Consider the following 26,642-nt stretch of genomic DNA (forward strand, 5'->3'; position numbering starts at 1 on the left):
CCGCCTTGCGGCGCAATGTCTTTCCGGCCCGGCGGGGCGTCGAGTTCGTCGGACATCGCCTCACCTTCCTCGGCACCTGGAATTCGACATGCGCGACCAGCTGATTCTAGGTGTCAGCGGGCGCGTCAGGAAGGTGTCAGCGCGGTGTCAGGCCGGGTCGCGACAGTAGTCACATCGAGCACGCACCGAGGAGGGTGATCCGAAATGACCGCACAGCACACACCGAGTACCGACCCGACGAACGCTGCCTGGAGCGGCCTGGTGACCGTCGACGACACGGCGCTGGCCGTCACCGACACCGGGGGCGACGGCATCCCGGTGGTGTATCTCAACGGGCAGTTCGCGACCCAGGGGTACTGGCGCAAGACCATCGCCGAACTCGGTCCCGGGTTCCGGCACATCACCTTCGACGAGCGGGCGCGCGGCAAGAAGTCGGGGCTGTCGGCCGACTACTCCTTCGCGGCCGCTGTCCGCGATGTCGACGCGGTGCTCGCGGCCAGGGGCGTCGACCGGGCGCTGCTGGTCGGCTGGTCCTACGGCGCGGTCGTCGGCGCGCACTGGGCCGAGCGCAATCCGGAACGGACCATCGGCGCGGTCCTCGTCGACGGCGCGTTCCCCTACGACTGGCTCGACGACGCCATGGAAGCGCGGATCCGCACGCTGTTCAAGCGGCTGAGCTGGTTCATGCCGCTGCTGCGCCCGACCGGGCTGGCCCCGCGAATGAGCGCCGCGCAGCAGGCCGAGAGCAATATCGAGCTCGGCAAGCTCTCCCGCGAGCGCGAGCTGGGTCCGGTGCTGGACGCGATCAGTGTGCCGGTGCGGTACGTGATCGCCTCGGGCACCTCGTTCGGCAGCAAACGCGACGAGCAGGAGAAGATCCGCGGCGGACTGGATTCGGCGACCACCCGCAACCCGAACATCCGCATCGGCGCCAAGGTCGCGAGCAACCACGGCGCCATCCTGCGCAAGGACTTCCGTGCCATCGCCGACTCGGTGCGCGAGGTCGCCACGCTCGACCAGCGGTGACCGGTCAGCGGCCGGTGAGGAACCGGCCGAGTTGCGGGATGGCGTCGCCAGGGGTCCTGGCATGGAAGGGGTCACCCAGTGCCTGCATCGTCCATTCGCCGGCGGCCCGGCTGACCTTGGCCATGGCGATGGCGGTGTAGGGCATGCCGCCGGTGAGGGCGTAGCGGGCCAGTTCGGCGCCGGTGGTGTTGTCGACCAGGCGGCAGAAGGCGTTGGTGACCTGTTGGAAGGTGTGGCCCTGGTAGGAGGTCACGAAGAACAGCAGGGTGGTGATGTGGGCGGGGACGCGGACCAGGTCGACCAGGATCACTTCGTCGTCGCCGTCGCCCTCGCCGGTGAGGTTGTCGCCCTGGTGGCGGATGGCGCCGTCGTCGGAAATGAGCTGACCGAAACAGACGAGGTCGACGAGGGTGTGGTCGGCGAACATCGCCACCGACGCGTCGAGGTCGATCTCGATGGGGCGACGGCCGAAGAGCCGGCCACGGGTGACGGGGTCCCAGCCGAGGCCCATCCGGACGAAGGTGAGGGCGGCGCCGCCGTCTTTGCGCAGGGTCACCCGCTGGCCTTTGGCGAGGCTGACCGGGCGACGCCGGGACAGTCCCGGTGGCGGCGCGGAACCCGCACCGGGCACGGGAGCCGACCCGGGCCAGGCTCCGGGACCAGAGCTCGGAATCGGCGGCCGGCTCGGTGCGGGCTCCCGGCTCGGCGTCGGCGGCCAGCTCGGCGTGGATTCCCAGCCTGGCGTCGGTGGCTGGCTCAGCGTGGGTTCCCGGCCAGGCGTCGGCGGGCTCGACGTAGATGACGAGCTCGGCCAGGATGACGGGCTGGGTGTGGGTGCGGGCCGGGGCACCTCGATGAGTCGCGCACCGTGATCGGCGGCCAGCGCACCGAACCCACCCGCGTACCCCGACCCCACCGCCCGCACTTTCCAGCCGCCTTGACGCCGGTAGAGCTCGACCGCGAGCACCGCCGACTCCGAACTCAGCCCGTCGATACGGAACTCGTAGACCGGGCGGCCGTCCTCGGCGACCACCACCGACGGCGGCGCGATCCGCCCGAATCCCCCGGCCGGACTGTCGAGCACGATCACCGTCCTGACCTGCGCGATATCGGCGGGCACCTGGGCCAGTGACACCGCCACCGTCCCGGCCTGCAATCGCACACCCGGCGCGAACGGCTGGTAATCGCACACCAGATCGCTGTCCGAACGCACCCGTCCCTGCTCGGTGACCAGCAACGCCGCCGTCGACACCGGCGCGCCGACCCGCACCGAGACGACCACCTCACCGCCCCGGATCGGCCCGTTCTGACCCTTCACCAGTGTCGCTGACATGCCCACGTCCCCCCTGCCGACTGCCGTGCCCCCAGAACCCGGGGCACGTCCTTGCTGTTCGCGGTAGTAACGATCCGCAGGTGGGGCGCGACAAAGGTCGTGACATGCGGCCCGTCGGGGGGCCTGCCCACCTGTAGGTCATTCGAACGGGATCATGACATGAATCTGCGTGAGTTCCTTGCGAAACATCGCATCGCATCGGCTGTCGCCGCGCCGGCGGCCCTGGGTGTCGCGGCGATCGTCGCGGCGTCGTTCGCGGTGACATCGCAACAGCCCGAGTCCCCCACCTACCAGCTCACCACCTCGGTGACCGAGTGCCGCGAGATGGTGACGATCTCCGTCGCCGGCCGCAACGACACCCCGGTCGAGGGCACCACCGCCATGCTGCTCGACGCCAACGGCAACCCGCTGCCCGCCGCGCTGTCGGGCGATCACAGCAGTGTCTGGGTGGACCCGGTGGTCAACGCGCCCGCCGACGATCTCGCCGCGGGTGAGTACGCGGCGGTCTACATCGCCTACCCGGCGGACATGTCCACCTACGAGGACGCGGTCAACCAGGGCGTCGCCAATACCCAGCAGGTGATGCGGGAGATCTCGGCGGCCTGCCCGGACACCAAGTTCTCCATCGTCGGCTACAGCGAGGGCGCCGATGTGGTGCGCCGCGTCGCGGAGGGCATCGGCAACGACGCGCCGGAGGACGGCTACTCGGTGGTCGATCCCGACGACGTGCTCGGTGTGGTGATGTTCGCCGACGCCGGCCGCGCGGCGGGCGACGGACCGTTCATCGGCGCCGAGGACCCCTTCGCCAACCCCGACGGTTTCGACCAGAAATATCAGGACGGCCGCACCCCGGTCTCGGGCAAGGGCGCCACCACCGGCGGCGATTTCGGCGCGCTCAACGGCAAGATCGCCTCGTTCTGCTCCGAGGGCGACCTGACCTGCGCGGCGCCGGAGAACATCTCGCTGCTGCAGCTGGCCGCGAATGTCGGCCGCCAGATCAATATCGACGACCTGCAGCGCGACGGCCTGACCCCGGCCACCGGCCAGGACATGGCGTTCACGCTGGGCCGGATCGCGATGGCGGCCTTCTCCGATATCGCCGCGAACCCGAACTGGATGGCCAGCGACGAAACCTTCCTCGACGTGCTGCTGAAGGTCTCGGACCCGGACTACAAGCCCGGTGAGACCAAGGCGCCCGCGAAGGCGGACACGATCGCGGCCGAGCAGGTCTCGCCGCTGGCATACCTGCCGCAGAAGGTGTTCAACGAGATCGTCGGGCTGATCGTGACCAACCAGAACACGATCCCGGTGGCGATGAGCGATCCGTACCAGCTCACCCTCGGCCCGAACGGCACCGGTCATCACTTCGACTACTGGCGTGACTCCGACGCGAACAACGGCAAGCCGATGACCTCGGCCGAGTACGCCGCCGCCTGGCTGACCCATCTGGCCAAGCAGGCCCAGGCCGGCGAGCCGGTGGACACCAAGGCCGCACCGGACGACGAGAGTGTGGCCGCCGCGCTGGCCGCGCCGACCAAGCCGGCCACGACCACCACCGCGACGGCGACCTCGACCACGAAGAAGTCGACGTCGACCACGACCAAGACCACCTCGCCGAGCACCACCACGTCGACGACCGGCACCAGCACCACCACGTCGACGACCTCGCCGACCACCACCACACCCACCCCGGCCGACCCGACCACCACCACCGAGGCCCCGGTTGAGGAGCCCGCGACCAACCAGGCCGCGGCCCCCGCACCGACGACCACCACGTCGACCCCGGCCCCGACCACCACCGTGGCCCCGACCACGACGGTCGAACCGACCACCACCACGCCGACCCCGGCGAACTAGGCACCGCGAGAACGAAATCCCCGGTAGTTCGGCCGAGTCGGCCGAACTACCGGGGATTTTCGCCTTTCGTGACCCCGGAGAGATCCTTTGTGCCCCGGAGATCCGGCATTTTCGTGCAATCTGCGTCGCCGCAGTCAGAAAACTGATTGCAGCGCTGCGAATTGCACGAAAATGCCGGTTCGACGGGACTTCCCGGGCGCGACACCCCGGAGTGATCTTCAGGCAACGCGCCGATCATGGTGACGCCGGACGAGCCGCGATGCAATGATCGCTTGGTGACTCAGTGGCTTCCACTCCTCGGCTCGCTCCCTGTCGCCGGCGCTGTTCTGGTCGGCGTCTTCGCCAACAACCGCACGCACCGCCAGGGCATCGCGGCGGCCGACGAGCGGGGCAGGCAGGCATTGGATGCCGCGCAACGTCATGTCGAGCTGTCGAACATGGTGGGTGATCAGCGTGATCACGAGGCGTGGCGGCGCGAAGCGGTGCTGGCCGCGGTCGCCTCGATCCTGGAGACTTCGGCTTCGGTGCGGGCCGATCTGGCCAACTGCGGTGAGTGGGATCTGGTCACCGTCGAGGAGATCGACGGGGTCGGCGCGCAGATCCACAAGGTGATCTGGGATCGCCCGAGCGGCATGCTGACCCGATTGCGGGTGGTGGCGCATCGCCGGATCCCGAACAAGTGCGAAGACCTGCTGCGCACCCTCACCGCCGCCCAGCACATCACCATGCAGCGGCTCAAGCTGCACATCGATGTGGAGGCCACCGTCGAGGAGCTCGAGGAAATGGCCTCGCTGTGGCAGAAGGCGATGCGCCATGCCGCCGAGCAGGAACGGGCACTGGTGGAGATCACCCGCTTGGAGCTGGGTGTCGAGATCGCCACGAAAACCACTGCGACGCCCCCGGTTCTGGCGGCGCAGCCGCCCGCACCCGAGCCGGTCACCGAAATCGCTTCGCCCGCGCCCACTCCGCCCCCGCCCGGTGCGGCCGCAACTACTCCTGCCGCGCCCGGGTCGGCCACACCTGGACCGGCTGCATCTGGTTCGGCCGCAACGATTCCGGACGCGCTCGGGTCGGCCACGCCTGAGTCGGCCGCACATGGGTCGACCGCAACGACTCCGGCCGCACCTGGGTCGGCTGCTCCCACTCCGGCTACATCCGGTTCGGCTACCCCCGGGTCGACCGCGCCCGCGTTCGCAGACCCGACACCGGAACCCGCAGCCGGCGAACACCATACGGCCGTTCTTCGGGTAGTCACCGATCCCAGCCAACCACCCACCGCGGCCGCCGAGCCGACCGAGCAGCGACAGGCCGAACCCGCACAGGTCTGACTCCGCGACGGCCTGGCTGGTCCGTTGTCCTCCGGTATGACGGCCAGCCGCCGCCGGCAACCGGCCAATCGCCATGGCCGAGATGCTTCTGGGCAAACCCGATCGGAGACAACGCGCGGGCACGCAGGTCGAACCCGCACAGGTCTGACCTGCACAGGCCGAATCCACACAGGTCTGACTCCGAGACGGCCTGCCTGGTCCAGATATCCTCCGGTATGACCAGCCAACCGCCGGAAACCAGCCAATCGCCATGGCCGAGATGGTCCTGAGCAAAACCCGATCGGAGACAACGCCGCGCGGGCACGCAGGTCGAACCCACACGGGCCGAACCCACGCAGGCCGAACCACACAGGTCTGACCCACGCAGACCGAACCGGCGCAGGGTCTGACCCGCAAAGGCTTGGCCCGGTGGCATGGGCGTTCACCTGACGCGGATGGGCGGGGGCGGGTAGCTTGGGATGTGGCGCGTGATATATCGCGGCGCCGGCCCGACAGCGTGGTCGATCGTCTACAGACTTGCACCGAACCACTCTCGTCAGGGGGCGATCTGTCATGGAGTTCATCGCACCGTTGGATGCGTTGTTCCTGCTCGCGGAGTCGCGCGAGCATCCGATGCATGTGGGATCACTACAGCTGTTCGAGCCGCCGGAGGGCGCCGGGCCGAATTATCTGCGCGAGTTCCGCGAAACCTTGCTGGCCGACAAGAACTTCCGGCCGACTTTCCGTAAGCGGCCTGCCACTTGGTTGGGCGCACCGCAGCTGGCCTGGACCCAGGACGGCGAAGTCGATCTGGACTACCACGTGCGGCGCAGCGCGCTGCCCGCGCCGGGCAGTATGGCGCAGTTGCTCGATCACGCCTCCACTCTGCACAGCGCGCTGCTGGACCGGCATCGCCCGCTGTGGGAGTTGCACTTCGTGGAGGGCCTGGCCGACGGCCGGTTCGCGCTGTATTCGAAGATGCATCACGCGCTGATCGACGGCGTCTCCGCGCAGCGGCTGCTGCGCCGCACGCTGACCACCGATCCGTGCTCGACCGAGGTCAGCACGCCGTGGAATCTGCCGCGTAAGCCGCGGCCCGAGACCGGGTCCGGCCGTTCGCGGCTGGGTGGACTGCTGGAGAACCTGAGTTCGGCGGGCACCTCGACGACGGCGCTGATGAAGGCGGCGCGCGCCGGGCTGGTGCAGCAGCAGCTGACGTTGCCGTTCGAGGCGCCGCGCACGCTGTTCAATGTGCCGATCGGCGGGGCGCGCAAGTGCGCGGTGCGGACCTGGTCGATGGACCGGATCAAGCAGGTGAAGAAGGCGACGGGGACCACCGTCAACGATGTGGTGCTGGCGATGTCGGCGGGTGCGCTGCGGGCGTATCTGCTCGAGCGGGACGCGTTACCGGACAAACCGATGGTCGCGCTGGTGCCGATGTCGCTGCGCGAGGCCGACGACACCGACACCCAGGGCGTGAAGATCGCGGCGCTGCTGTGCAATCTGGGCACCGATATCGCCGATCCGCTGGAGCGGTTGCGGGTGGTGAGCGAGTCGACGCGCACCAGCAAGGAGGTCTACCGCTCGCTGACCGCGACGCAGACCCTCGCGGTGGCCGGCCTGATGCTCAGTCCGCTGGCGGCGTTGCTGCTGCCGGGTTTCGCCTCGCTGGGGTTGCCGCCGTTCAACATCATCATTTCGAATGTGCCCGGTCCGAGCGAGCCGCTGTATTGGAACGGGGCCCGGCTCGACGCCGGTTATCCGTTATCGATTCCGCTCGACGGACAAGCCGTGAACATCACTCTCACCTCCCATGGCGACAGCCTCGATTTCGGGCTGGTCGGCTGCCGCCGCACCCTGCCCGACCTGCATCGACTCCTCGATCATCTGGAGGACGCACTGGCGGCGCTGGAGGACGCCGCCGACTGAAAATTGACCATTCTCGAATAAACTAGAACGTGTTACAGTTCGGTATGCGTACCGAATTCTGCGAACAGCTCGGCATCGAGTTCCCCCTCTTCGCCTTCACCCACTGCCGCGACGTGGTGGCCGCGGTGAGCAACGCGGGCGGGCTCGGTGTGCTCGGCGCCGTCGGTTTCACCGCCGAACAGCTCGAGGTGGAGCTGGCCTGGCTGGACGAGCACGTCAACGGCATCTACGGCGTCGACCTGGTGATCCCGTCCAAGTACGAGGGCAAGGGCGCCGAGGGCCTGAGCCCCGAACAGCTGGAAAAGCAGCTGGCGCAGATGGTTCCGCAGGGCCATCGCGATTTCGCCCAGCAGATCCTGGCCGACCACAATGTGCCGCAGCTGCCCGACGGCGAGCACCACAACGAGCTGCTCGGCTGGACCGCGACCACCGCGGGCCCGCAGGTCGATGTGATCCTCAACCACCCCAAGGCCAAGCTGGTCGCCAACGCGCTGGGCACCCCGCCCGAGGACGTGGTCAAGCGGATCCAGGATTCCGGCCGGGTGATCGGCGCGCTCTGCGGTTCGGTCAAGCACGCCATGAACCACAAGGCCGCCGGGCTCGACTTCGTCGTCTGCCAGGGCACCGAAGGCGGCGGGCACTGCGGCGAGGTGTCCTCGCTGGTGCTGTGGCCGCAGGTCATCGAAGCCATCGGCGACACGCCGGTGCTGGCCGCCGGTGGCATCGGCAACGGCGCGCAGGTCGCGGCCGCGCTGGCGATGGGCGCCCAGGGTGCCTGGACCGGCTCGCTGTGGCTGACCGTCGAAGAGGCCAATGTGCCGCCGGCGCAGATGGAGACCTACATCGACGCCACCAGCCACGACACCATCCGCTCACGCTCCTGGACCGGCAAGCCCTGCCGCATGCTGCGCAACGACTGGACCGACGCGTGGGAGTCGGCCGAGAACCCCGACCCGCTGCCCATGCCGCTGCAGATGATGGTCGCCCTCGACGGCGTCAAGCGTGGCCACCGCTACCCGGAGGCCGCCAAGGACGTGAACTTCAACCCGGTCGGGCAGGTGGTCGGCATGATGAACAAGGTCGAACGCAGCGCCGACGTGATCAACCGCCTGGTGGAGGAATACGTCACCGCCTACGACCGGCTGACCAAACTCAACGGCTGAGATATTGGAGCGCTGGCGCGCTCGAGTTCGCGCCCCCTTGGGTCCCGTCGATCAGGCACCGGTGCTTGCTCCTTCGTCGCCTACGCACCGGCACCTGATCGACGGGACGGGCGCGAACCCGCCGCTGCGCGGCGGATCCCTCCTCGAGGTCGGGATGTGCGGGGTTGGGAGTGCGGGAGGGTGCGGTCTCGGGTGGTGCGGTGTGGCTGGCGTCGTGCTCACACCGGCTTCGGGGGGAGGGCTCGGGTGGTGGTGCTGAGGGGGTAGCCGCCTGGGGGTGGGATTGTGCCGGGGTGGGGTGGGCTCGGGCGCCAGAACATCGGGCCGGGTTTGCTGCGGTCGCGGAGGGCCCACATGCGCCAGGTCAGGACGGGGTGGCTGGCCATGGCGTTGACCAGCCAGACGAAGCCGCCCTTTTCCAGGGCGGCGCGGTCGGCCATTTCGTCGAAACCGACCTCGGCGTTGAGGTACTTGCCCGCGGCCAGGGTGGCCATGGCGCCGGGGGCGCCCTGGGGGCGGTTGCAGAAGCCGTGATTGTCGGCGGTGTACTCCTGGGCGCGGATCAGCGAGGAACCCAGCAGCGGCAGCCACGGTGCGACGAACATGCCGAGCTGGCGCCAATAGGACACGTGGCCTGCGGCGATGTGGCCGACCTCGTGGCCGACGATGAACGCGAGCGCGTCGGGATCGCGGGCCTCGCCGCCGATCTCGAACAGGTCGCTGTAGACCACCACGAACCGGCGGAATCCGTGCCCGGAGGCGAAGGCGTTGATCTGGCCGTTGCCCAGGATCACGTACGCGTCGGGCGCCTTGTGCATGCCGAACCGCACGGCCGCCTCCTGCACCAGGCGATATCCCTCGGGGAACTGGGTGGGCGACATCTTCACGCCGTTGATCCGCTGGGTCGCGTAGTTCAGGCCACGACCGGCCCACAGCAGCACCGGCGCGAACAACAGCAACAGGACATACGGGCTGGTGATCAGCGAATCCTCGGCCACCGGCTGCCCGTGCTCGTCGAGCACCGGATCGGCGAACAGTTCGACGGCTACGATCAGCAGCGCGAGCAGGAACGCCAGCGAGGTCACCATGATCACCACCACCAGCAGCGGGATCTCCCACGGATGCCGGGCGGGCATCCCGTACGGCGACAGCCCGCGCGGCTGGAACTGCGGCGGCACCGGCGGACCGCCGGGCGGGTAAGGACCGGGCGCGTACTGCCCCTGGCCGACGGGCGGATAGCCGCCCTGCCCGCCGGGGAACTGGGGCATCGGCGGGTAGGTCCCGGTGGGTTGCGCCGTTGGAAAACCGCTGGTCGGCGCGCCCGGCTGGGTCCACGGTGAGTGCGCGGGGTCGGCGGGCGGGGGTTGCGGTGCCGCTCCGGTGTCCTTGCGCAGTGCGGGTTCCGCGTCCGTCGGCCGGTCCGGATGCTCCGGTGGCGGACCTGCCGAATGCGGGGAATGCGGTTCGTGCGGGTGCATGAAAACGACTCTAAGCGGGCCTGACACAATCGCAGCCATGCGCGTTTACCTGGGTGCCGACCATGCCGGTTTCGAACTGAAGAATCACGTCAAGGCCCATCTGCAGGAGGCCGGACACGAGGTCGTCGATTGCGGCGCTCTCGAATACGACGCTCTCGACGACTACCCCGCCTTCTGCATCGAGGCCGCGCGCCGCACCGTCGCCGACCCGGGCAGCCTCGGCCTGGTCTTCGGCGGCAGCGGCAACGGCGAGCAGATCGCCGCCAACAAGGTCCCCGGCGCCCGCTGCGCGCTGGCCTGGAGCGTGGAGACCGCCAAGCTGGCCCGCGAGCACAACAACGCCCAGCTGATCGGCGTCGGCGGCCGTATGCACACCACCGAGGAAGCCCTCGCCATCGTCGATGCCTTCCTGGCCCAGGCCTGGTCGGAGGAGCCCCGCCACCAGCGCCGCATCGACATCCTCGCCGACTACGAGAAGTCCGGCGAGGCGCCTGCGGTCCCCGCGTACTGAGCAAGGGAATTGCCTGAAGGACACACCCTCCACCGGATCGCCGGCCTGCATCAGGAACGGTTCTCCGGTGGGGTGGTTCGGGTTTCGAGTCCGCAGGGGCGCTTCGCCGACGGAGCGGCATTGGTCGACGGGCGGGTGCTCGAGCGGGCAGAAGCGGTCGGCAAGCACCTGCTGCATCACTACGAGGCCGGCCTGACCGTGCACGTGCACCTCGGGCTGTACGGCACGTTCAGCGAGTCCGGGCTGCCGATGGGCGCGCCTGTCGGACAGGTGCGGATGCGAATGGTCGGTGCCGCTACGGAATTCGGGACCGACCTGCGTGGGCCGACCGCGTGTGAGGTCATGAACCCGGCCGAGGTCGACGCGCTGATCACCCGCCTCGGCGCCGACCCGCTGCGTCCCGGCGCCGACCACGAGCGCGCGGGCGCGCGAATCCGGCGCTCCCGCAGGGCGATCGGAGCTCTGCTGATGGACCAGTCGCTGATCGCGGGCGTCGGCAACGTGTACCGCGCGGAAGTGCTGTTCCGGCACGGGATCTCGCCGTACCGCCCCGGCACCTCGATCACCTCCGAGGAATGGGACACCCTGTGGGCAGACCTGGTCGAGCTCATGCCCATCGGCGTCGCCACCGGCCGCATGCACGTCGTCCGCCCCGAACACGACACCGGCGCACCGTCCTACGCTCAGGACCGGCCCCGCACTTACGTCTACCGGCGCCAGGGCGAGCCGTGCCGGGTGTGCGGCACACCTATCGCGCATGCGGTCATGGAGGGACGAAACCTCTTCTGGTGCCCCACCTGTCAGCCCCGCTGACCTGCCTGTGGGTGTGCGACCATGGGTCGGTGACACAATTCGGGGGAACAAGAGAATCGGATTCGCGACGAGCCAGCGCGGAATACCATGGCGCCGACGGTGATCCGCGCTATCCGTCGACGCGAAAACTGCGCAATGCGGTGGCCAACGTCGCCGACATCGTGCTCCCGTACGGCGTGCTCATCGCCGCGTTCGTGGGCATGATGCTGCTTTTCGGCCACGAGTGGATCCTCGGGATGGGTGATCAGACCCCGGTGATGCTCGTATCCACGCTCGTCGTGCTGGTCATGGTGGTGGCCGACGCCATCGTGCTCCCGGCCGTCGTCGGCGCGACCGTCGGTCAGTTCCTGACCGGTCTGACGTGGATTCGTGGCACCGACGGCGGCAAGCCGACCGCACGCGACATGGGGCGCGCAACCTGGCGGCACCGCACTGTTTTCCGGCTCGGTGGCGTTCAGCAATGCGCGCCGGTGATCGTTGTGGTGCGCCGCTGCGACATCGCGGCGAAGCCGCCGGTCGGCGACGCGGGCTACATCGAACACTGACAGGGTTGAGCCGGACCGCGAAGTGCAGGCTTCGCGATCCGACTCAGCCCGCGACCGCCGTTCCCAGTTCGGGGTCGCCCGATTCGGCGAGGGCGAAACGCCGCCCGCCCGCGGATTTCGCCGAATACATCGCGCGGTCGGCGCGACGCAGCAGGTCGGTGAAATCGCACGTCTTACCCGGCGCGCAGAACGCCGTGCCCACGCTCGCCGACACCGGCACCGGACCCGCGCTCGACCACACCGGGTCGCGCAGCGCCGCGACCACGAGGTGCGCGAGCTCGCCGAGGGTGTCGCGGCGGGGATTGGCCGCGACCACGAATTCGTCGCCGCCGTACCGGCAGATCACCGTGTCGGGCGGGCAGACCTCGCGTAGGCGGTTGGCCAGCTCGACGAGGACCTCGTCACCGATCGCGTGCCCGTAGCCGTCGTTGATCTGCTTGAACCGGTCCAGGTCGACCACCAGTACGCCGACACCGCGGGTCGGATCGGCGGCGAAGGCGCGGACCCGTTCCTGTAGCAGCGTGCGGTTGGCCAGATCGGTGAGTGCGTCGTGGGTTGCTTCGTGGCGCAAGCGGTGCTGTAGCGCGGCGATCTCCTGTACGCGCAGCGACACTTTCGCCGAGATGTTCTGTTCCTGCTGGGCGAGCGCCCGTTCCTGCAGCGCCTGCGCGTAGCTGTCGATGGCCTGGCTGGCGACCAGCGGCCAGCGGGTGGCCACCAGCGAGCCGGGCACGCCGGAGGGAAAACCGAGCAGCCAGCGGGTGGCGTGTGCCAGCATTCTGGTTCGTTCGAAGGGCGCCTCGGCCAGCCGGGCACCCAGCTTGCGCGCCTGGGGCACCGGGAACGGTTCGGTCCGGGCCAGATGCAGCAGGCGCTCGACGATCTCGACGAGCACCGGCTCCAGCTGGTGCGGAGCCGTGGACGATCCGGGCTCGGCACACACCGCGCGGGCCCAGGCGCGGGCCATCGCGGCGACCGGTGGCTCGATGTGGACAGTCATCGTTATCACCGGTGGTCGGTGGCGTCGGACATGCCACCTCGATCGTTCGCACTGCTACGCGGTTGAGTCCACCGAGTTCGGCACACGCTCACCGCCCCCTTTCCAGATACCCCCGTCCGGCAAAAAGGATCCTAGCAAGCCACCCGAGACCGAAAAGTCGCGTTCTAGCACGCGTTACAGCCTCTCGCGAATGGCGATCGGGTATGACATCGCTGCAGCGGCTCTGGTGTTACACACTTCCCGAAAGTTTTTTCAGACCGTCGAAACCTGCAGCGTGTTGCCCTGTTACGGGTGGTGGGCGTTGTGTCGCCATTGGTCCCTCCTGGCCGGGGTCACGCTCACCTCATGGTGACCTACTCGCCGCCCACCTGCCAGGTTTTCAAGGAAAAAACTCCTATTTATTCCCCCGGTGGAACTGGCGCCGGCTCCCTGAAAGCGCGCACCAACCATCGTGTCCGCGTAGGGGATTCATAGCTAGGGTCATTAGGCCCTAATCGGGCATGTCCGTGGCATCGGTGGGTACCCGGAGCCGGCGCGCGCGACGACGCGGGCCGGGGGCTGATTGGCATTTACCGCGCGAGGTTCGGTACAGTCGTGGCGCACACGACATCGTGGCGATCCCATCGATGTCGTATGCCTGCGGGTGTAGTTCAATGGTAGAACCTCAGCCTTCCAAGCTGATGGTGCGGGTTCGATTCCCGTCACCCGCTCAAACACGAATTCCCTCGACGGCGGTTCCGCCGGCGAGGCCTCGGGGTGTAGCGCAGCTTGGTAGCGCATCCGCTTTGGGAGCGGAGGGTCGCAGGTTCAAATCCTGTCACCCCGACCATCACCATTCGCCCAGTTCAGGGTCAGAGGAGAGCGCATGACTGCCAGGGTCGCTGTTGTCACGGGTGCCGCGCGGGGTATCGGCGCGGCCGTCGCGGTCCGGCTCGCCGCCGACGGGTACGCCGTCGCCGTCCTCGATCTCGACGCCGCCGCCTGCGCCGACACCGTCGCCGCCATCGAGGCCGCGGGCGGATCCGCCCTCGCGGTCGGCGCCGATGTCGCCGACGAAGCCGCCGTCGCCGCCGCGGTCGAGCGCATCGCCGCCGAACTCGGCGCGCCGGTCGTGCTGGTCAACAACGCGGGCGTGCTGCGCGACAATCTGCTGTTCAAGATGACGGTCGAGGACTGGGACACCGTCATGAACGTGCACCTGCGCGGCGCCTTCCTGATGACCCGCGCGGTGCAGAAGTACATGGTCGAGGCCGGTTTCGGCCGCATCGTCAACCTGTCGAGCACCTCGGCGCTGGGCAATCGCGGCCAGGCCAACTACTCCGCCGCCAAGGCGGGCATGCAGGGCTTCACCAAGACCCTCGCCTTCGAACTCGGCAAGTTCGGCGTCACGGCCAACGCCATCGCGCCCGGCTTCATCGAGACCGAGATGACCGCGGCCACCGCCGCCCGCGTGGGCGTCGACTTCGAGGCCTTCAAGGCTGCGGCCGCCGCGCAGATCCCGGTCAACCGGGTCGGCAACCCCGACGACATCGCCAACACCGCCTCGTTCTTCGCCGGTGAGGCCGCCGGTTTCGTCTCCGGTCAGGTCATCTACGTGGCAGGTGGCCCGAAGGACTGACGTCCGGATTCGTCGGATCGGCTCAGGCGCAGCCGAAACGGAAGTCGGTGCGGACCTCGGTGCCCGCGGCCACCTGGAGGCGGGCCGGTTCCCGGTCGTTGAGGCCGCAGCCGCCGGGCACGGTCGTCACCCGCGCCTCGTAGCAGCCCACCGGCAGCGTCACCGTGGCGCTGCCGTCCTTGCCGCTGACCAGGGTGGCGACGACCTGGTCGGTGTCACACGCGGTCACGGTGATCTGCGCGCGATTCACCGGAATCGGTTCCCGGCCGGTCACGGCGCGCACGGTGAGTGTGCCGTCCTGTGGTGGTGCCGGATCGGCAGCCGCGACACCGGCGACAGCCAGCGGGGCGAGAGCGGTGAGGGCGAGCAGGGTACGGCGCATGAACCTCTCCTCAACAGCGAGTCGGGTCGTCCGGAGCTGATGGTAGGCCGCCGCCCACCGGGTCGTGGCAGGTCCGCGCGGGATGTCGCGCCGACGATTCGATGACGATCATGCGGGACGCGGACGGCGCGGTCTAGCGGGCCGGGGAGATGCCCGCGCGTTCGCTCCACACCTGCTCGGCAGGGACCGACAGGGTGGTTCGTTCCGGATAGCGCAGGGCTGACAGCGCACCGCCGAAGACGGCGCCGGTGTCCAGGCACAGCGTGTTGCCGACCCAGCGCAGGGTGGGGACCGGGGTGTGGCCGTAGGCGACGGTGGCGGCGCCGTGATAGTCCTTGGCCCAGTCGTAGCGCACCGGCAGGCCGTGCGCGTCGACCTCGCCGGTCGGGGCGCCGTAGAGGGCGAAGGCGCGGGCGCGGCTGGAGGTGCTGCCGTGCAGGCTTTCCGGCAGGCCGGCGTGCGCGATCACCAGGCGGCCGCCGTCGAGCAGGTAGTGGCCGGGCAGGCCGCGCAGGAAAGCGTGTGCGGCGGAACGGAATTCGGGGGTTTCCTCGGCCAGCTGGGCCAGTGAGCGTTCCAGGCCGTGCGCGACGCGGACCGCGCGGCCGTCGAGCGCGCGGATCAGTTTGAACTCGTGGTTGCCCATCACACACAGTGCCCGTCGCGCGGCGGACATGCCCATGACGAGGCGCAGCACACCGGGGGTGTCGGGGCCGCGGTCGACCAGGTCACCGACGAACACCGCGGTGCGGCCGTCGGGATGGATCGCGTCGACCGCGCGGCCCGCGGCGTCGCGCTCGAGCCGGTAGCCGAGGGCATCGAGCAGCGACTCCAGTTCGCTGCGGCAGCCGTGCACATCGCCGATCACGTCGAACGGCCCGGTCAGATCACGGCGATCGCGGGGGAGGGGCTCGGTGCGGCGGGGCTGGGTCATCGTCGGTCCATCGTGGCCCGGCCGGTGAACCCGGCGCAAGCGAGTTCAGTCCGCGACCGGGAACGCCGGATCCGGCCAGACCCAGTTCGCCACCACCGGGATGTCCTCGCCGTGCTCCCTGGTCCAGGCGCGTGCGATGAGCCGCGCGTCGACCATCTGCGCGCGCAGTCCGGCGGCGCGCTCGCCCAACCCGGGTACCCGGTCGATCACATCGATGACCAGGTGGAACCGGTCCAGGTCGTTGAGCATCACCATGTCGAACGGTGTGGTGGTGGTGCCCTTCTCCTTGTATCCGCGCACATGCAGCCCGGCGTGGTTGGTGCGCCGGTAGGTGAGCCGGTGCACCAGCCACGGATAGCCGTGGAAGGCGAAGATCACCGGCCGGTCCCGGGTGAACAGCGTGTCGAAGGTCGCATCGGGCAGGCCGTGCGGATGTTCGTCCGCGGGCAGCAGGCGCATCAGGTCCACCACGTTGACCACCCGGACCCGCAGTTCGGGCAGACGATCGCGCAGGATCGCCGCGGCTGCGAGCGTTTCCAGGGTGGGGATGTCGCCCGCGCAGGCCAGCACCACGTCGGGGGTGGTGCCGGGCTCGTCGTGGTGGCACGCCCACGGCCAGATGCCCGCGCCGCGCGCGCAGTGCAGCGCGGCCTGTTCCACCGAAAGCCAGTCGGGCCCCGGCTGTTTGCCCGCGACGACGACATTGGCGTAATGCAGTGAGCGCAGGCAGTGGTCGTAGGTGGACAGCAACGTGTTGGCGTCCGGCGGCAGATACACCCGCACGATCTCGGGGCTCTTGTTGGCGACCACATCGAGGAAGCCGGGGTCCTGATGGGTGAAACCGTTGTGGTCCTGGCGCCACACATGCGAGGTGAGCAGGTAGTTCAGGCTCGGGATCTTGCGCCGCCACGGAACAGCCAGGCTGGCGTCGAGCCACTTGGCGTGCTGGTTGAACATGGCGTCGACGATGTGCACGAACGCCTCGTAGCAGGTGAACACGCCGTGGCGGCCGGTCAGCAGATAGCCCTCGAGCAGACCCTGGCACATATGTTCGGAGAGCACCTCGAGCGCCCGCCCGGTCGGGCTCAGCGCCACATCCCACGGCCCGACCTCGGCCTGCCAGTCGCGGCCGGTCACCTCGAGAATGTCCTGCAACCGGTTGGAGGCCAGCTCGTCGGGGGCCATCGTCAGAAAGTTCTGCGGGTTACGCGCGGTGACATCGCGCAGCCAGCCACCGAGCACCCGGGTCGCCTCGTGGCTGCCCGCGCCGGGTGCGTCGACGGTGACGCCGTACTCGCGCCAGTCGGGCAGGTCCAGCGCGCGCACGAGCAGTCCGCCGTTGGCGACCGGGTTGAGGCTCATCGGTGCCTCGGGGACCTGGTCGAGCAGGATCTGGCGCGGGCGTCCGTGCTCGTCGAACAGCTCGTCGGGCCGGTAGGAGCGCAGCCACTGCTCGAGAACTTCGCGGTGCCGGGGATCGGTGCGGGCGGCCGGCAGCGGGACCTGGTGGGCGCGGAAGGTGCCCTCGACGCGTTCGCCATCGACCACCGGCGGGCAGGTCCAGCCCTTCGGGGTGTGCAGCACGATCATCGGCCAGCGCGGCCGGGTGGTGCCGCCGTGTTCGCGCGCGGCGCGCTGGTAGGCGGCGATGCGGTCCAGGCAGGTGTCGAGCGCGCGCGCCATGGCCTGGTGCACGGGGGCCGGATCTTCGCCGGAGACGATCAGCGGGTCGTAGCCGTAGCCGCGCAGCAGTTCGGTCAGCTCGTCGCGGGGGATGCGGGCCAGGATGGTCGGGTTGGCGATCTTGTACTCGTTGAGCGCCAGGATCGGCACGACCGCGCCGTCTCGGCCCGCGTTGAGGAATTTGTTCGCGTGCCAGCTACCGGCCAGCGGACCGGTCTCGGCCTCGCCGTCGCCGATCACGCAGAACACCGTGAGATCCGGATTGTCGAGGGCGGCGCCGTAGGCGTGCAGCAGGCTGTAGCCCAGTTCGCCGCCCTCGTGGAAGGAGCCCGGCGTCTCCGGCGCGCAGTGACTCGGCACGCCGCCGGGGAAGGAGAACTGGTGGAACAGCCTGCCCATCCCGGCGATGTCGCGGTCGATGTCGGGGTAGAGCGCGGTGTAGGCGTCCTCGAGCCAGGCGCAGGCGTTGGGGCCGGGGCCGCCGTGGCCCGGACCGGCCACGTAGACGGCGTTCAGACCGCGCTGCCGGATCGCCCGATTCGCGTGCGCCCACACCAGATTCAGGCCGGGCACCGTGCCGAAATGGCCGAGCAGCCGTGGCTTGATGTCGGTGGCGGCCAGCGGTGTGCGCAGCAGCGGATTACGCATCAGGTAGATCTGCCCGACCGCCAGGTAGTTCGCCGCCCGCCACCACGCGTCGACGGCGATCAGCTCGTCGCGGTCCAGTGGGCCCGGCGCGTCGCCGAGGTGAGCGGGCCGCGGGGCGATGGTCTCGCCCTGTCCGCCGCCCACATTGTCGGCCGCGGTGTCGGCGTCGCGTTCGCTGGTCGGGGTCATCGCTGGCTCCTCGCGCTCGGCTGTGCCGCAGCGCCGTCCGCGCTGCCGGGGACCTGGCCGGGAACCGAGCCGGTACCCGGTGGAGAAACGCAGATCCGAGCCTACCGCCGTGCCCGTTCCCGCCGCCGGACCCGCGGTCTATTACTGTGCGGGCCATGCATTCTCTCGGCAGGATCATCGGCATCGGACTCGTCGCGGCCGCCGCGATCACGACAGCGGCCTGCGGCTCGGACTCGGATTCGACGGCCGCGGCCACCACCACCAGCAGCGCCGCGGGTGACACCGGCAGCAAGGGCCGTGAGTGCACTGCTGACGACGTGAAGGTCACCGGTGGGTTCGGCGACGTTCCCGAGATCACCATCCCGGACGACTGCGATCCGCCCAAGACCCTGATCACCAAGGACCTGGTGCCCGGCAACGGCGCGGGCGCGGTCGCCGGTCAGCCGCTGACCATGAACTACGCGCTGGTCACCTGGTCGGACAAGCAGACCCTGGACAGCTCGTTCAAGCGCGGCAAGCCGTTCCAGCTGACGCTGGGCGCGGGCCAGGTCATCGAGGGCTGGGACCAGGGTCTGCTCGGTGTGCAGCAGGGCGCGCGCCGGCTGCTGATCGTGCCGCCGGACCTCGGCTACGGCGCCGGTGGCAACGGTGTCCCGCCGAACGAGACGCTGGTCTTCGTCACCGACGCGGTGCAGGTCGGCCGCTAGCCGCGGGCCGAACAACCGCCGATTGCGCGACCGCGCAGGCGGTCAACTACCCTGGTCGGGATGCGCGTTGTTGCGCTGCACCCCGATCAGGGCGCGACGTCCCATGCGGGGACACCACTGAACTACGAACCAAGGAGCATGTCCGTGAAGAGCACCGTCGAGCAGCTGAGCCCGACCCGGGTCCGGATCAACGTCGAGGTGCCCTTCGAGGAGCTGAAGCCCGACTTCGACAAGGCGTACAAGGCGCTGGCCCAGCAGGTCAAGATCCCCGGCTTCCGTCCCGGCAAGGCCCCGGCCAAGCTGATCGAGACCCGCGTCGGCCGTGGCGCCGTGCTGGAGCAGGTCGTCAACGACGCGCTGCCGGGCCGCTACGCCGAGGCCGTGCAGACCTCCGAGGTGAAGGTCATCGGCCAGCCCGAGATCGAGATCACCAAGATCGAGGACGGCCAGGAACTGGCGTTCACCGCCGAGGTCGACGTGCGCCCCGAGATCACCCTGCCCGATTACTCGGGCATCGAGGTGACCGTCGACGCCTACACCATCGAAGACGCCGACATCGAGCAGCAGCTCACCTCGCTGCGTCAGCGTTTCGGCACCCTCACCGGTGTCGAGCGCGCCGTGCAGGACGGCGACTTCGTGTCGATCGACCTCTCGGCCACCGTCGACGGCGAGGACGTCCCGGAGGCGGCCACCACCGGGCTGTCGCACGAGGTCGGTTCGGGTCAGCTGATCGAGGGCCTGGACGAGGCCGTCACCGGTCTGCAGGCCGGCGAGTCCAAGGAGTTCACCTCCACCCTGGTCGCCGGCGACCACGCGGGCAAGGAAGCCGTGATCACCGTGACCGTGCAGTCGGTCAAGGAGCGCGAGCTGCCCGAGGCCGACGACGAGTTCGCCCAGCTGGCCAGCGAATTCGACACCATCGACGAGCTGCAGGAAGACCTGAAGGGCCGCGTCGAGCGCGTCAAGAAGGTCGAGCAGGCCGGTCAGATCCGCGACAAGGTGCTCGACACCCTGCTCGAGACCGTCGAGGTCCCGCTGCCCGAGGCCGTGGTCAAGGCCGAGGTCGACGCGGTGCTGCACGACGCCGTGCACGGCTTCGACCACGACGAGGCCAAGCTGGCCGAGGCGCTCGAGGCGCAGGGCTCCTCCCGCGAGGAGTTCGACAAGGACACCCAGGAAGCCGCCGAGAAGTCGGTGAAGACCCAGCTGCTGCTCGACGCCATCGCCGAGGCCGAGAACACCCAGGTCGGCCAGCAGGAGCTGACCGAGCGAATCCTGTTCCAGGCCCAGCGTTACGGCATGTCGCCGGAGCAGTTCATCCAGCAGGTGCAGCAGGCCGGTCAGCTCGGTGCGGTGTTCGCCGACGTGCGTCGCGGTAAGGCGCTGGCCGGTGTCGTCGGCCAGGTCAAGGTCACCGACTCCGAGGGCAACACCGTCGACACCACCGAGATGTTCGGTGACGCCGAGGATTCCGCCGAGGCCGAGGTTGTCGAGGCAGCTGCCGAGTAGGTCCGGGTGGCGTGATTTGATTGCGTTCGAGCGTAGCGAGATTGCGCTCTGAGCGAAGAAGGGCGGTACCGGGAGTTCGGTGCCGCCCTGCTTCGTTAGTGTTTGTGACGACGAACCGTATGGCCGTTAGCAATCGGTGAGAAGAGAAGGCAGGTATCCGTGACAATCAACCAGGCAGGGGTCATGACAGCCGCTACTGCTGGTCTCAACCTCAGTGATTCGGTGTACGAGCGGCTGCTGCGCGAGCGCATCATCTTCCTCGGCACCCAGGTCGACGACGACATCGCCAACAAGCTGTGCGCGCAGATCCTGCTGCTCGACGCCGAGGATCCGACCAAGGACATCTCGCTCTACATCAACTCCCCGGGTGGTTCGGTCACCGCGGGCATGGCGATCTACGACACGATGCAGTTCGCCGAGTGCGACATCAAGACCGTCGCCATGGGTCTGGCCGCGTCGATGGGACAGTTCCTGCTCACCGCGGGGACCCCGGGCAAGCGTTTCGCGCTGCCGCACACCCGGATCATGATGCATCAGCCGTCGGCGGGCATCGGTGGTTCGGCGGCCGACATCGCCATCATGGCCGAGCAGTTCGCGCACACCAAGCGTGAGCTCAACCAGCTGCAGGCGCAGCACACCGGCAAGTCCGTCGAGCAGGTCACCGAGGACGCGGACCGCGACCGCTGGTTCACCGCGAAGGAAGCCCTGGAGTACGGCTTCATCGATCACGTGGTCAGCCACGCGAACCAGGCGAAGTAACGCCGCCGTCCCCCCTCACTCGAGACAAGCTTGGAGATAACGATGGCCAACCTCTTCGACCCGCGCGCCGGACACGGCCGCTCCGCCGCGGGCCTCCCGCAGGCGCGCTACATCCTGCCGCAGTTCACCGAGCAGACGTCCTTCGGCGTCAAGACCTCGGACCCGTACAACAAGCTGTTCGAGGAGCGGATCATCTTCCTGGGCAACCAGGTCGACGACGTCTCGGCGAACGACATCATGGCGCAGCTGCTGGTGCTGGAGTCCCAGGACCCCGACCGCGACATCACCATGTACATCAATTCGCCCGGTGGTTCGTTCACCGCGCTGATGGCGATCTACGACACCATGCAGTACGTGCGCCCCGACGTGGTCACGGTGTGCCTCGGCCAGGCCGCCTCGGCCGCCGCGGTACTGCTGGCCGCCGGTGCGCCCGGCAAGCGCGCCGCGCTGCCCAACGCGCGCATCCTGATCCACCAGCCGTCCTCGGGTGGGGTGCAGGGCCAGGTGTCCGATCTCGAGATCGCCGCGGCCGAGATCGAGCGGATGCGCCGCCTGATGGAGGTCACCATCTCGCGGCACACCGGCAAGTCCGAGGAGCAGGTCCGCAAGGACACCGATCGCGACAAGATCCTGACCGCCGAAGAAGCCAAGGAATACGGCATCGTCGACCAGGTCTTCGACTACCGGAAGCTCAGCGGCCAGAAGTGACACGCCCGGGCCCGTCGCCGTGTGTGGGCGGCGGGCCCACCTTTTTCCGGCGGGTCGGCTCACAATGGTGAGAACCCGCACAACCCTGAACAGAAACATGCGCGAGTTGTCGACCTCATTCGCGCACAGCAGGTACGGTCGACTCAGGGACCACTGCTCTGATTGACGGCACCGAAAACGCATTTTCCGGCCCAATCGGGAGACGACGGTCGCACTCGGACAAGGAAGTAGGGACCTACGAGATGGCGCGCATCGGAGACGGCGGCGATCTGCTCAAGTGCTCGTTCTGCGGAAAGAGCCAGAAGCAGGTCAAGAAGCTCATTGCGGGCCCCGGGGTCTATATCTGCGACGAGTGCATCGACCTCTGCAACGAGATCATCGAGGAAGAGCTGGCCGAGTCGAGCGAGGTCAAGCTCGACGAGCTGCCCAAGCCCTCGGAGATCCGCGACTTCCTGGAGAACTACGTCATCGGCCAGGACACGGCCAAGCGCACGCTGGCGGTGGCGGTCTACAACCACTACAAGCGCATCCAGGCCGGCGACAAGGGCCGCGACAGCCGCGGCGAGACCGTCGAGCTGGCCAAGTCGAACATCCTGATGCTCGGCCCCACCGGCTGCGGTAAGACCTACCTCGCGCAGACCCTCGCCAAGATGCTGAACGTGCCGTTCGCCATCGCCGACGCCACCGCGCTCACCGAGGCAGGCTACGTCGGTGAGGATGTCGAGAACATTCTGCTGAAGCTGATCCAGGCCGCCGACTACGACGTCAAGCGCGCCGAGACCGGCATCATCTACATCGACGAGGTCGACAAGATCGCCCGCAAGAGCGAGAACCCCTCGATCACCCGTGACGTCTCCGGCGAGGGTGTGCAGCAGGCGCTGCTGAAGATCCTGGAGGGCACCCAGGCGAGTGTGCCGCCGCAGGGCGGTCGCAAGCACCCGCACCAGGAGTTCATCCAGATCGACACCACCAATGTGCTGTTCATCGTGGCGGGCGCGTTCGCGGGCCTGGAGAAGATCATCTCCGACCGCACCGGTCACCGCGGCATCGGCTTCGGCGCCGAGGTCCGCTCCAAGGCCGAGGTCGACACCGACGACCACTTCGCCGACGTGATGCCCGAGGACCTGATCAAGTTCGGCCTGATCCCCGAGTTCATCGGCCGCCTGCCGGTCGTCGCCTCGGTGACGAACCTGGACAAGGAATCGCTGGTCAAGATCCTCTCCGAGCCGAAGAACGCACTGGTCAAGCAGTACGTCCGGCTGTTCGAGATGGACGGCGTCGACCTGGAGTTCACCACCGACGCCCTCGAAGCCGTCGCCGACCAGGCGATCCTGCGCGGCACCGGCGCCCGTGGCCTGCGCGCCATCATGGAGGAAGTCCTGCTCCCGGTGATGTACGACATCCCCGGCCGCGACGACGTCGCCAAGGTGGTCGTGAACGCCGACACCGTCACCGAGAACGTGCTCCCGACCATCGTCCCCCGCAAGGCCCAGCGCACCGAACGCCGCGAGAAGTCGGCGTAGCCGCACAACCGACGAAATCAGGGCCCGTACCTCCCGGAGGTGCGGGCCCTGATTTGTGTGGTGGGGTCTAGTTGTCGCGGAACGCCGGTGCCGCGGAGAGCAGATCCTCGGCGTCGTCGGCGGGGATCTCCGCCGAGGCGCGCGCGATGGCGGTGCTGTATCGCGCGCTGGCCGCGTTGTGGATCATCAGGGCGACACCGATCATCACCGGGGCGACACCGTGGACGGCGGCGTCGTAGAGGTTGCCCTCGCTGAGGTGGGGGTAGGTGTTGAGGGCGATGGTGAGGGTGAGCAGGAACAGCTCGGCGATCAGGACCTGGTTGCGGTTGCCCACCACGCCCCATTCGGAGACTCGGGTGGTGCCGACCATGATGATCACCAGGCAGACGCTGATCATCGCCTCCAGGCCGAAACTGGCCCAGTAGAGCGGGTCGCCGGGGCCGCCGGGGGCGAGGTTGTGCTGCACATTGACCGCCGACCACAGCATGCCCGCGATCACCACGCCGGCCAGGGCGCGCAGCGACCAGGTGCGGTGCTGGTAGAGGGAGGCCAGGCGGGCTCGGGGGTCGGATTCGCGGCGCTGGGCGGCGATCGCCTTGCGGGCCAGCATCAGGTCCGACATCTCGGCGCGCTCGAGCTCGGCGGTGGTCTCGCGCAGCCGGTCGGCGTGGGTCGAGGCGGATTTGATCTGCTTCCAGCGCTGATCGCGCTCGTAGGTGCGGATCTTCTCGGCCAGTTCGCGCTCGGCGCGCAACTCGTCCTCGGACAGCGCGTCGGTCAGCGCGGGGTCGGACTGATAGGCGATGCGACGCCTGGCCCGTTCCACCCGTGCGGGCAGCGAGACGACCTGGTCGTCGAGCGGGTTTTCCTCGCGCATCGCAACTCCAGTAAGCAAAGGGTTTCGCCGGGTCGCGTCATTCTTAGCGTATCGAGCGGCGGAGTACACATCCGCGGGCCGAATTGGTGCGGCCCGCGGACGCCGGAAAACCTCTGGCGCGCAACTGTGTAGCTGTCGGTGCATCGTCGCGGGGGGACGGTGACGATCGGTGAGCCGATCGCGCCCGGGGTCGAGGAGCTTCGTTGATCCTCCGTGGTTCGCCGTTGAACCTTGATCCCGTTCTGATGCTTCTGTTGATGTGTCGTCGCAGGTGGATGGGGTGTTACGCCCGTCACAACATTGTGTGGGCGAGCCTACCGGCGACGATCCTTTCGTCCGTTTGGTCCGTCCTACTGAGCGGTCACCCATTACGACGGGCTGACCACGCAAAACTCATCGGCGTATCCTCGCGGTGTGTCGGACTGGTGCTGCCGATCTCGTGCTGTTTACTCGGTCCGTCAATCAGATGTTCGAGTGACGAGTGGAAGCGGAGGAGACATGGCACTGCCTACGATGACCGCCGAACAGCGCACCGAGGCGTTGGCCAAAGCGGCTGCCGTGCGCAAGGCGCGCTCGGAACTGATCGGCAAGGTGAAGGAGGGCAAGGTCACCGTCGCCGATCTGCTCAAGAAAGCCGACAGCGACGACCTGGTCAAGAAGACCAAGGTCGCTGCCGTGATCAAGGCACTGCCGGGCGTCGGCCCGGTGAAGGCCGCCAAGCTGATGGATCAGGCCGAGATTCCCGAGGATCGCCGCATCGGCGGTCTCGGCGCTCGCCAGCGCGCGGCGCTGCTCGACGCGCTCGAGGCCTGAGCCGAAGCACGATCCGACGCCCGTGGCCGAAGTTCCACGGGCGTCGGGACGATCACCGGGTCACACGCAGTAGGTCAGCAGGAAATCATTGATACGCAGGCGCCAGCCCGGTTGCAGCTCGATCGGGAGGGTGCCCACCCGGGACCATCGTTCGCTGTCGGGGGCGGCGAAGAAGGTGCCCGAGGTCGCGGGGGCTTCGCGGACGAACACCTTGCCACGGTCGGGGGCGACGAAGGCATGGACCCGCGAGACCTGCCGGTCCCGTTCGATCAGAATCGGCGTCGCGGCCGCGGTCCGCACCGAATCGTCGCCGGAGGGGTTGCGGCCGAGCACATAGGGCCGGTCCAGGGGGTAACTGAGTCCCTCCTCGGTGACCAGCGCGCCGCGCGGACTGCTCGCGGTCCCGGCGCCTTTGCTCAGCGCCACCGGTTCGGCGCGTTTGGCGGCGTCGAGTGCCTGGGACCAGGCCAGCGGTGCCGCTGTCGCGGGGGTGTTGCGCTGGCCGGTGCTGACGGTCACGCCCTCGCCGGTAGCCGGGCGCCGGCCCGTGCTCACGGTGGCGCTGTCGGGGCTGCCCGCCTCGCTCGGTGGGCGCGCGACGAAGCCGGAGGGTGCGTCCGTGGCGGGGAATCCCGAGGTCGGGGGTAGTGGGGTGGCGCCGGTGGCTGGTCGGGCGGCCGGGGCCCGCAGTGCCTGGAAGCCGGTGGCCTCGGTGGGCGCGGGTTCGTCGATGGCGTCGGCGCGGCGCGGGGCGGGATTGCGGCGGCGGCCGAGGGTGAGTACGAAACCGTTGCCGTTGACGATGCCGGCGCGCAGATCGGTGCGCGGATTGGCGCTGGTGGGGTCGGCCAGCTCGGCGCCGACCGCGATCCGCCTGACCGGTTCGCGGATGATCTCGTCGACCCAGGTGAAGGCGCGGTCGCCGGCCAGGCGGCGATTGCCCTCGGCGCCGGAGATCTCCGCGATCACCGCGCCGCGCAGCAGGATCAGCGTCCCGTCGGCGGTGGGCGCGAGGACACCGAACGGTGGGGGAGCCGAGGCGCCGCCGAAGACCACCCCGGCCAGGCGCTGGGCCAGCGCCGCACCGGGTGCGGTGGCCGCGGTGCTGTTCGCGACGGTCTCGACCGCGCCGAGCAGCCGATCGGTGGACGGGGTCTCCCCGGCCAGATAGACGACGACGTCCCCGAATCGGGCGACGATCCCGGTCCCCGGCACGATGGCCACGGTGGACGAATGCGCGTGCATCAACGCCTCCTTGTCGGACTGGCTGTAGCCAGCATAGGTGGCGCGACCGGACGGTGCGGCGGGCTGAACAATCCGCACAATCCGC

23 protein-coding genes and 2 tRNA genes are annotated in these 26,642 nt (G+C 68.8%); 17 read left to right on the forward strand and 8 right to left on the reverse strand.

What is annotated here, in order from left to right; genetic code table 11:
* The first annotated feature begins 204 nt into the window (after positions 1–204).
* On the forward strand, positions 205–1,026 hold the full coding sequence (locus ACFXK0_RS25445) for an alpha/beta fold hydrolase (RefSeq protein ID WP_379413357.1): 822 nt from the start codon (positions 205–207) through the stop codon (positions 1,024–1,026).
* Between the two features lie 4 nt (positions 1,027–1,030).
* Here the strand turns inward: ACFXK0_RS25445 and ACFXK0_RS25450 are convergent, their stop codons facing one another.
* Positions 1,031–2,359 (reverse strand): TerD family protein, encoded by a 1,329-nt coding sequence (locus ACFXK0_RS25450; RefSeq protein ID WP_379413358.1) that lies wholly within the window; start codon positions 2,357–2,359, stop codon positions 1,031–1,033.
* Positions 2,360–2,518: 159 nt separating this feature from the next.
* On the opposite strand from ACFXK0_RS25450, the gene ACFXK0_RS25455 reads away from it, so the two are divergent.
* From ACFXK0_RS25455 to ACFXK0_RS25470, 4 genes are all read left to right on the forward strand, one after another.
* The gene (locus ACFXK0_RS25455; protein WP_379413359.1) at positions 2,519–4,216 is read left to right on the forward strand and encodes a cutinase family protein; all 1,698 of its coding nucleotides are present in this window, start codon (positions 2,519–2,521) and stop codon (positions 4,214–4,216) included.
* 275 nt (positions 4,217–4,491) lie between these two features.
* Positions 4,492–5,544 carry a hypothetical protein gene (locus tag ACFXK0_RS25460; RefSeq protein WP_379413360.1) on the forward strand — a complete coding sequence of 351 codons (1,053 nt, stop codon included), beginning with the start codon at positions 4,492–4,494 and terminating at the stop codon, positions 5,542–5,544.
* 552 nt (positions 5,545–6,096) lie between these two features.
* Positions 6,097–7,452: a wax ester/triacylglycerol synthase family O-acyltransferase gene (locus ACFXK0_RS25465; protein ID WP_379413361.1), complete on the forward strand. Its 1,356-nt coding sequence runs from the start codon at positions 6,097–6,099 to the stop codon at positions 7,450–7,452.
* Between the two features lie 44 nt (positions 7,453–7,496).
* Entirely contained in the window at positions 7,497–8,615 is a 1,119-nt protein-coding gene (locus tag ACFXK0_RS25470; RefSeq protein WP_379413362.1) for an NAD(P)H-dependent flavin oxidoreductase, read from the forward strand.
* A 218-nt stretch (positions 8,616–8,833) separates the two neighbouring features.
* Here the strand turns inward: ACFXK0_RS25470 and ACFXK0_RS25475 are convergent, their stop codons facing one another.
* Positions 8,834–9,883, reverse strand: a complete 1,050-nt coding sequence (locus tag ACFXK0_RS25475; RefSeq protein WP_379413390.1) for a M48 family metallopeptidase — start codon at positions 9,881–9,883, stop codon at positions 8,834–8,836.
* A gap of 247 nt (positions 9,884–10,130) precedes the next feature.
* Between ACFXK0_RS25475 and ACFXK0_RS25480 the strand changes: the two genes are divergently transcribed.
* Genes ACFXK0_RS25480 through ACFXK0_RS25490 form a run of 3 tightly spaced genes read left to right on the forward strand, consistent with a single transcriptional unit; the run spans position 10,131 to position 11,962 of the window.
* Positions 10,131–10,604, forward strand: coding sequence for a ribose-5-phosphate isomerase (locus tag ACFXK0_RS25480; protein WP_379413363.1), 474 nt, complete (start codon positions 10,131–10,133; stop codon positions 10,602–10,604).
* A 9-nt stretch (positions 10,605–10,613) separates the two neighbouring features.
* Positions 10,614–11,417, forward strand: a complete 804-nt coding sequence (locus ACFXK0_RS25485) for an Fpg/Nei family DNA glycosylase (protein WP_379413364.1) — start codon at positions 10,614–10,616, stop codon at positions 11,415–11,417.
* A gap of 29 nt (positions 11,418–11,446) precedes the next feature.
* Complete coding sequence (locus ACFXK0_RS25490; protein ID WP_379413365.1) at positions 11,447–11,962, forward strand: hypothetical protein; 516 nt, start codon at positions 11,447–11,449, stop codon at positions 11,960–11,962.
* A 43-nt stretch (positions 11,963–12,005) separates the two neighbouring features.
* Here the strand turns inward: ACFXK0_RS25490 and ACFXK0_RS25495 are convergent, their stop codons facing one another.
* Positions 12,006–12,962 carry a diguanylate cyclase domain-containing protein gene (locus ACFXK0_RS25495; RefSeq protein WP_379413366.1) on the reverse strand — a complete coding sequence of 319 codons (957 nt, stop codon included), beginning with the start codon at positions 12,960–12,962 and terminating at the stop codon, positions 12,006–12,008.
* 639 nt (positions 12,963–13,601) lie between these two features.
* Between ACFXK0_RS25495 and ACFXK0_RS25500 the strand changes: the two genes are divergently transcribed.
* The 3 genes from ACFXK0_RS25500 to fabG all read left to right on the forward strand — a co-directional run bounded on the left by ACFXK0_RS25500 (position 13,602) and on the right by fabG (position 14,580).
* A tRNA-Gly gene (locus ACFXK0_RS25500) sits at positions 13,602–13,672 on the forward strand.
* Positions 13,673–13,714: 42 nt separating this feature from the next.
* Positions 13,715–13,791: transfer RNA gene (locus tag ACFXK0_RS25505), tRNA-Pro, on the forward strand.
* Between the two features lie 36 nt (positions 13,792–13,827).
* Positions 13,828–14,580 carry a 3-oxoacyl-ACP reductase FabG gene (gene fabG, locus ACFXK0_RS25510; RefSeq protein ID WP_379413367.1) on the forward strand — a complete coding sequence of 251 codons (753 nt, stop codon included), beginning with the start codon at positions 13,828–13,830 and terminating at the stop codon, positions 14,578–14,580.
* Positions 14,581–14,602: 22 nt separating this feature from the next.
* Here the strand turns inward: fabG and ACFXK0_RS25515 are convergent, their stop codons facing one another.
* The 3 genes from ACFXK0_RS25515 to ACFXK0_RS25525 form a co-directional block, all read right to left on the reverse strand.
* Positions 14,603–14,962 carry a hypothetical protein gene (locus ACFXK0_RS25515; protein WP_379413368.1) on the reverse strand — a complete coding sequence of 120 codons (360 nt, stop codon included), beginning with the start codon at positions 14,960–14,962 and terminating at the stop codon, positions 14,603–14,605.
* Between the two features lie 133 nt (positions 14,963–15,095).
* Entirely contained in the window at positions 15,096–15,896 is an 801-nt protein-coding gene (locus ACFXK0_RS25520) for a metallophosphoesterase (protein WP_379413369.1), read from the reverse strand.
* Between the two features lie 45 nt (positions 15,897–15,941).
* The gene (locus ACFXK0_RS25525) at positions 15,942–18,416 is read right to left on the reverse strand and encodes a phosphoketolase (RefSeq protein ID WP_379413370.1); all 2,475 of its coding nucleotides are present in this window, start codon (positions 18,414–18,416) and stop codon (positions 15,942–15,944) included.
* A gap of 155 nt (positions 18,417–18,571) precedes the next feature.
* Here ACFXK0_RS25525 and ACFXK0_RS25530 point away from each other — a divergent pair, with 155 nt between their 5' ends.
* The 5 genes from ACFXK0_RS25530 to clpX all read left to right on the forward strand — a co-directional run bounded on the left by ACFXK0_RS25530 (position 18,572) and on the right by clpX (position 23,622).
* Entirely contained in the window at positions 18,572–19,123 is a 552-nt protein-coding gene (locus ACFXK0_RS25530) for an FKBP-type peptidyl-prolyl cis-trans isomerase (RefSeq protein WP_379413371.1), read from the forward strand.
* 144 nt (positions 19,124–19,267) lie between these two features.
* A complete protein-coding gene (gene tig / locus ACFXK0_RS25535) occupies positions 19,268–20,632 on the forward strand; it encodes a trigger factor (RefSeq protein ID WP_379413372.1) in 1,365 nt (454 codons plus the stop codon).
* 183 nt (positions 20,633–20,815) lie between these two features.
* On the forward strand, positions 20,816–21,391 hold the full coding sequence (locus ACFXK0_RS25540) for an ATP-dependent Clp protease proteolytic subunit (RefSeq protein WP_379413373.1): 576 nt from the start codon (positions 20,816–20,818) through the stop codon (positions 21,389–21,391).
* Between the two features lie 42 nt (positions 21,392–21,433).
* Entirely contained in the window at positions 21,434–22,099 is a 666-nt protein-coding gene (locus ACFXK0_RS25545; RefSeq protein WP_379413374.1) for an ATP-dependent Clp protease proteolytic subunit, read from the forward strand.
* A gap of 242 nt (positions 22,100–22,341) precedes the next feature.
* A complete protein-coding gene (gene clpX, locus ACFXK0_RS25550) occupies positions 22,342–23,622 on the forward strand; it encodes an ATP-dependent Clp protease ATP-binding subunit ClpX (RefSeq protein WP_379413375.1) in 1,281 nt (426 codons plus the stop codon).
* A 67-nt stretch (positions 23,623–23,689) separates the two neighbouring features.
* On the opposite strand, the gene ACFXK0_RS25555 is transcribed toward clpX, so the two are convergent.
* Complete coding sequence (locus tag ACFXK0_RS25555) at positions 23,690–24,499, reverse strand: hypothetical protein (protein WP_379413376.1); 810 nt, start codon at positions 24,497–24,499, stop codon at positions 23,690–23,692.
* Between the two features lie 498 nt (positions 24,500–24,997).
* Between ACFXK0_RS25555 and mihF the strand changes: the two genes are divergently transcribed.
* The gene (gene mihF, locus ACFXK0_RS25560; RefSeq protein WP_019045768.1) at positions 24,998–25,312 is read left to right on the forward strand and encodes an integration host factor, actinobacterial type; all 315 of its coding nucleotides are present in this window, start codon (positions 24,998–25,000) and stop codon (positions 25,310–25,312) included.
* 60 nt (positions 25,313–25,372) lie between these two features.
* On the opposite strand, the gene ACFXK0_RS25565 is transcribed toward mihF, so the two are convergent.
* Entirely contained in the window at positions 25,373–26,635 is a 1,263-nt protein-coding gene (locus ACFXK0_RS25565) for an FHA domain-containing protein (RefSeq protein ID WP_379413377.1), read from the reverse strand.
* Between the last annotated feature and the right edge of the window lie 7 nt (positions 26,636–26,642).

The organism is Nocardia sp. NPDC059177, from assembly GCF_042755165.1.
Lineage (GTDB): Bacteria > Actinomycetota > Actinomycetes > Mycobacteriales > Mycobacteriaceae > Nocardia.

What these genes read in the sequence shown, in the direction of transcription:
- clpX (WP_379413375.1), top strand. Translation starts at nt 22,342, where the DNA reads ATGGCGCGCATCGGAGACGGCGGCGATCTGCTCAAGTGCTCGTTCTGC.
- ACFXK0_RS25470 (WP_379413362.1), top strand. Translation starts at nt 7,497, where the DNA reads ATGCGTACCGAATTCTGCGAACAGCTCGGCATCGAGTTCCCCCTCTTC.
- ACFXK0_RS25480 (WP_379413363.1), top strand. Translation starts at nt 10,131, where the DNA reads ATGCGCGTTTACCTGGGTGCCGACCATGCCGGTTTCGAACTGAAGAAT.
- ACFXK0_RS25515 (WP_379413368.1), bottom strand. Translation starts at nt 14,962, where the DNA reads ATGCGCCGTACCCTGCTCGCCCTCACCGCTCTCGCCCCGCTGGCTGTC.
- fabG (WP_379413367.1), top strand. Translation starts at nt 13,828, where the DNA reads ATGACTGCCAGGGTCGCTGTTGTCACGGGTGCCGCGCGGGGTATCGGC.
- ACFXK0_RS25455 (WP_379413359.1), top strand. Translation starts at nt 2,519, where the DNA reads ATGAATCTGCGTGAGTTCCTTGCGAAACATCGCATCGCATCGGCTGTC.
- ACFXK0_RS25525 (WP_379413370.1), bottom strand. Translation starts at nt 18,416, where the DNA reads ATGACCCCGACCAGCGAACGCGACGCCGACACCGCGGCCGACAATGTG.
- ACFXK0_RS25520 (WP_379413369.1), bottom strand. Translation starts at nt 15,896, where the DNA reads ATGACCCAGCCCCGCCGCACCGAGCCCCTCCCCCGCGATCGCCGTGAT.
- ACFXK0_RS25495 (WP_379413366.1), bottom strand. Translation starts at nt 12,962, where the DNA reads ATGACTGTCCACATCGAGCCACCGGTCGCCGCGATGGCCCGCGCCTGG.
- ACFXK0_RS25530 (WP_379413371.1), top strand. Translation starts at nt 18,572, where the DNA reads ATGCATTCTCTCGGCAGGATCATCGGCATCGGACTCGTCGCGGCCGCC.
- ACFXK0_RS25545 (WP_379413374.1), top strand. Translation starts at nt 21,434, where the DNA reads ATGGCCAACCTCTTCGACCCGCGCGCCGGACACGGCCGCTCCGCCGCG.
- ACFXK0_RS25445 (WP_379413357.1), top strand. Translation starts at nt 205, where the DNA reads ATGACCGCACAGCACACACCGAGTACCGACCCGACGAACGCTGCCTGG.
- ACFXK0_RS25475 (WP_379413390.1), bottom strand. Translation starts at nt 9,883, where the DNA reads ATGCCCCAGTTCCCCGGCGGGCAGGGCGGCTATCCGCCCGTCGGCCAG.
- ACFXK0_RS25555 (WP_379413376.1), bottom strand. Translation starts at nt 24,499, where the DNA reads ATGCGCGAGGAAAACCCGCTCGACGACCAGGTCGTCTCGCTGCCCGCA.
- mihF (WP_019045768.1), top strand. Translation starts at nt 24,998, where the DNA reads ATGGCACTGCCTACGATGACCGCCGAACAGCGCACCGAGGCGTTGGCC.
- ACFXK0_RS25465 (WP_379413361.1), top strand. Translation starts at nt 6,097, where the DNA reads ATGGAGTTCATCGCACCGTTGGATGCGTTGTTCCTGCTCGCGGAGTCG.
- ACFXK0_RS25540 (WP_379413373.1), top strand. Translation starts at nt 20,816, where the DNA reads ATGACAGCCGCTACTGCTGGTCTCAACCTCAGTGATTCGGTGTACGAG.
- ACFXK0_RS25450 (WP_379413358.1), bottom strand. Translation starts at nt 2,359, where the DNA reads ATGTCAGCGACACTGGTGAAGGGTCAGAACGGGCCGATCCGGGGCGGT.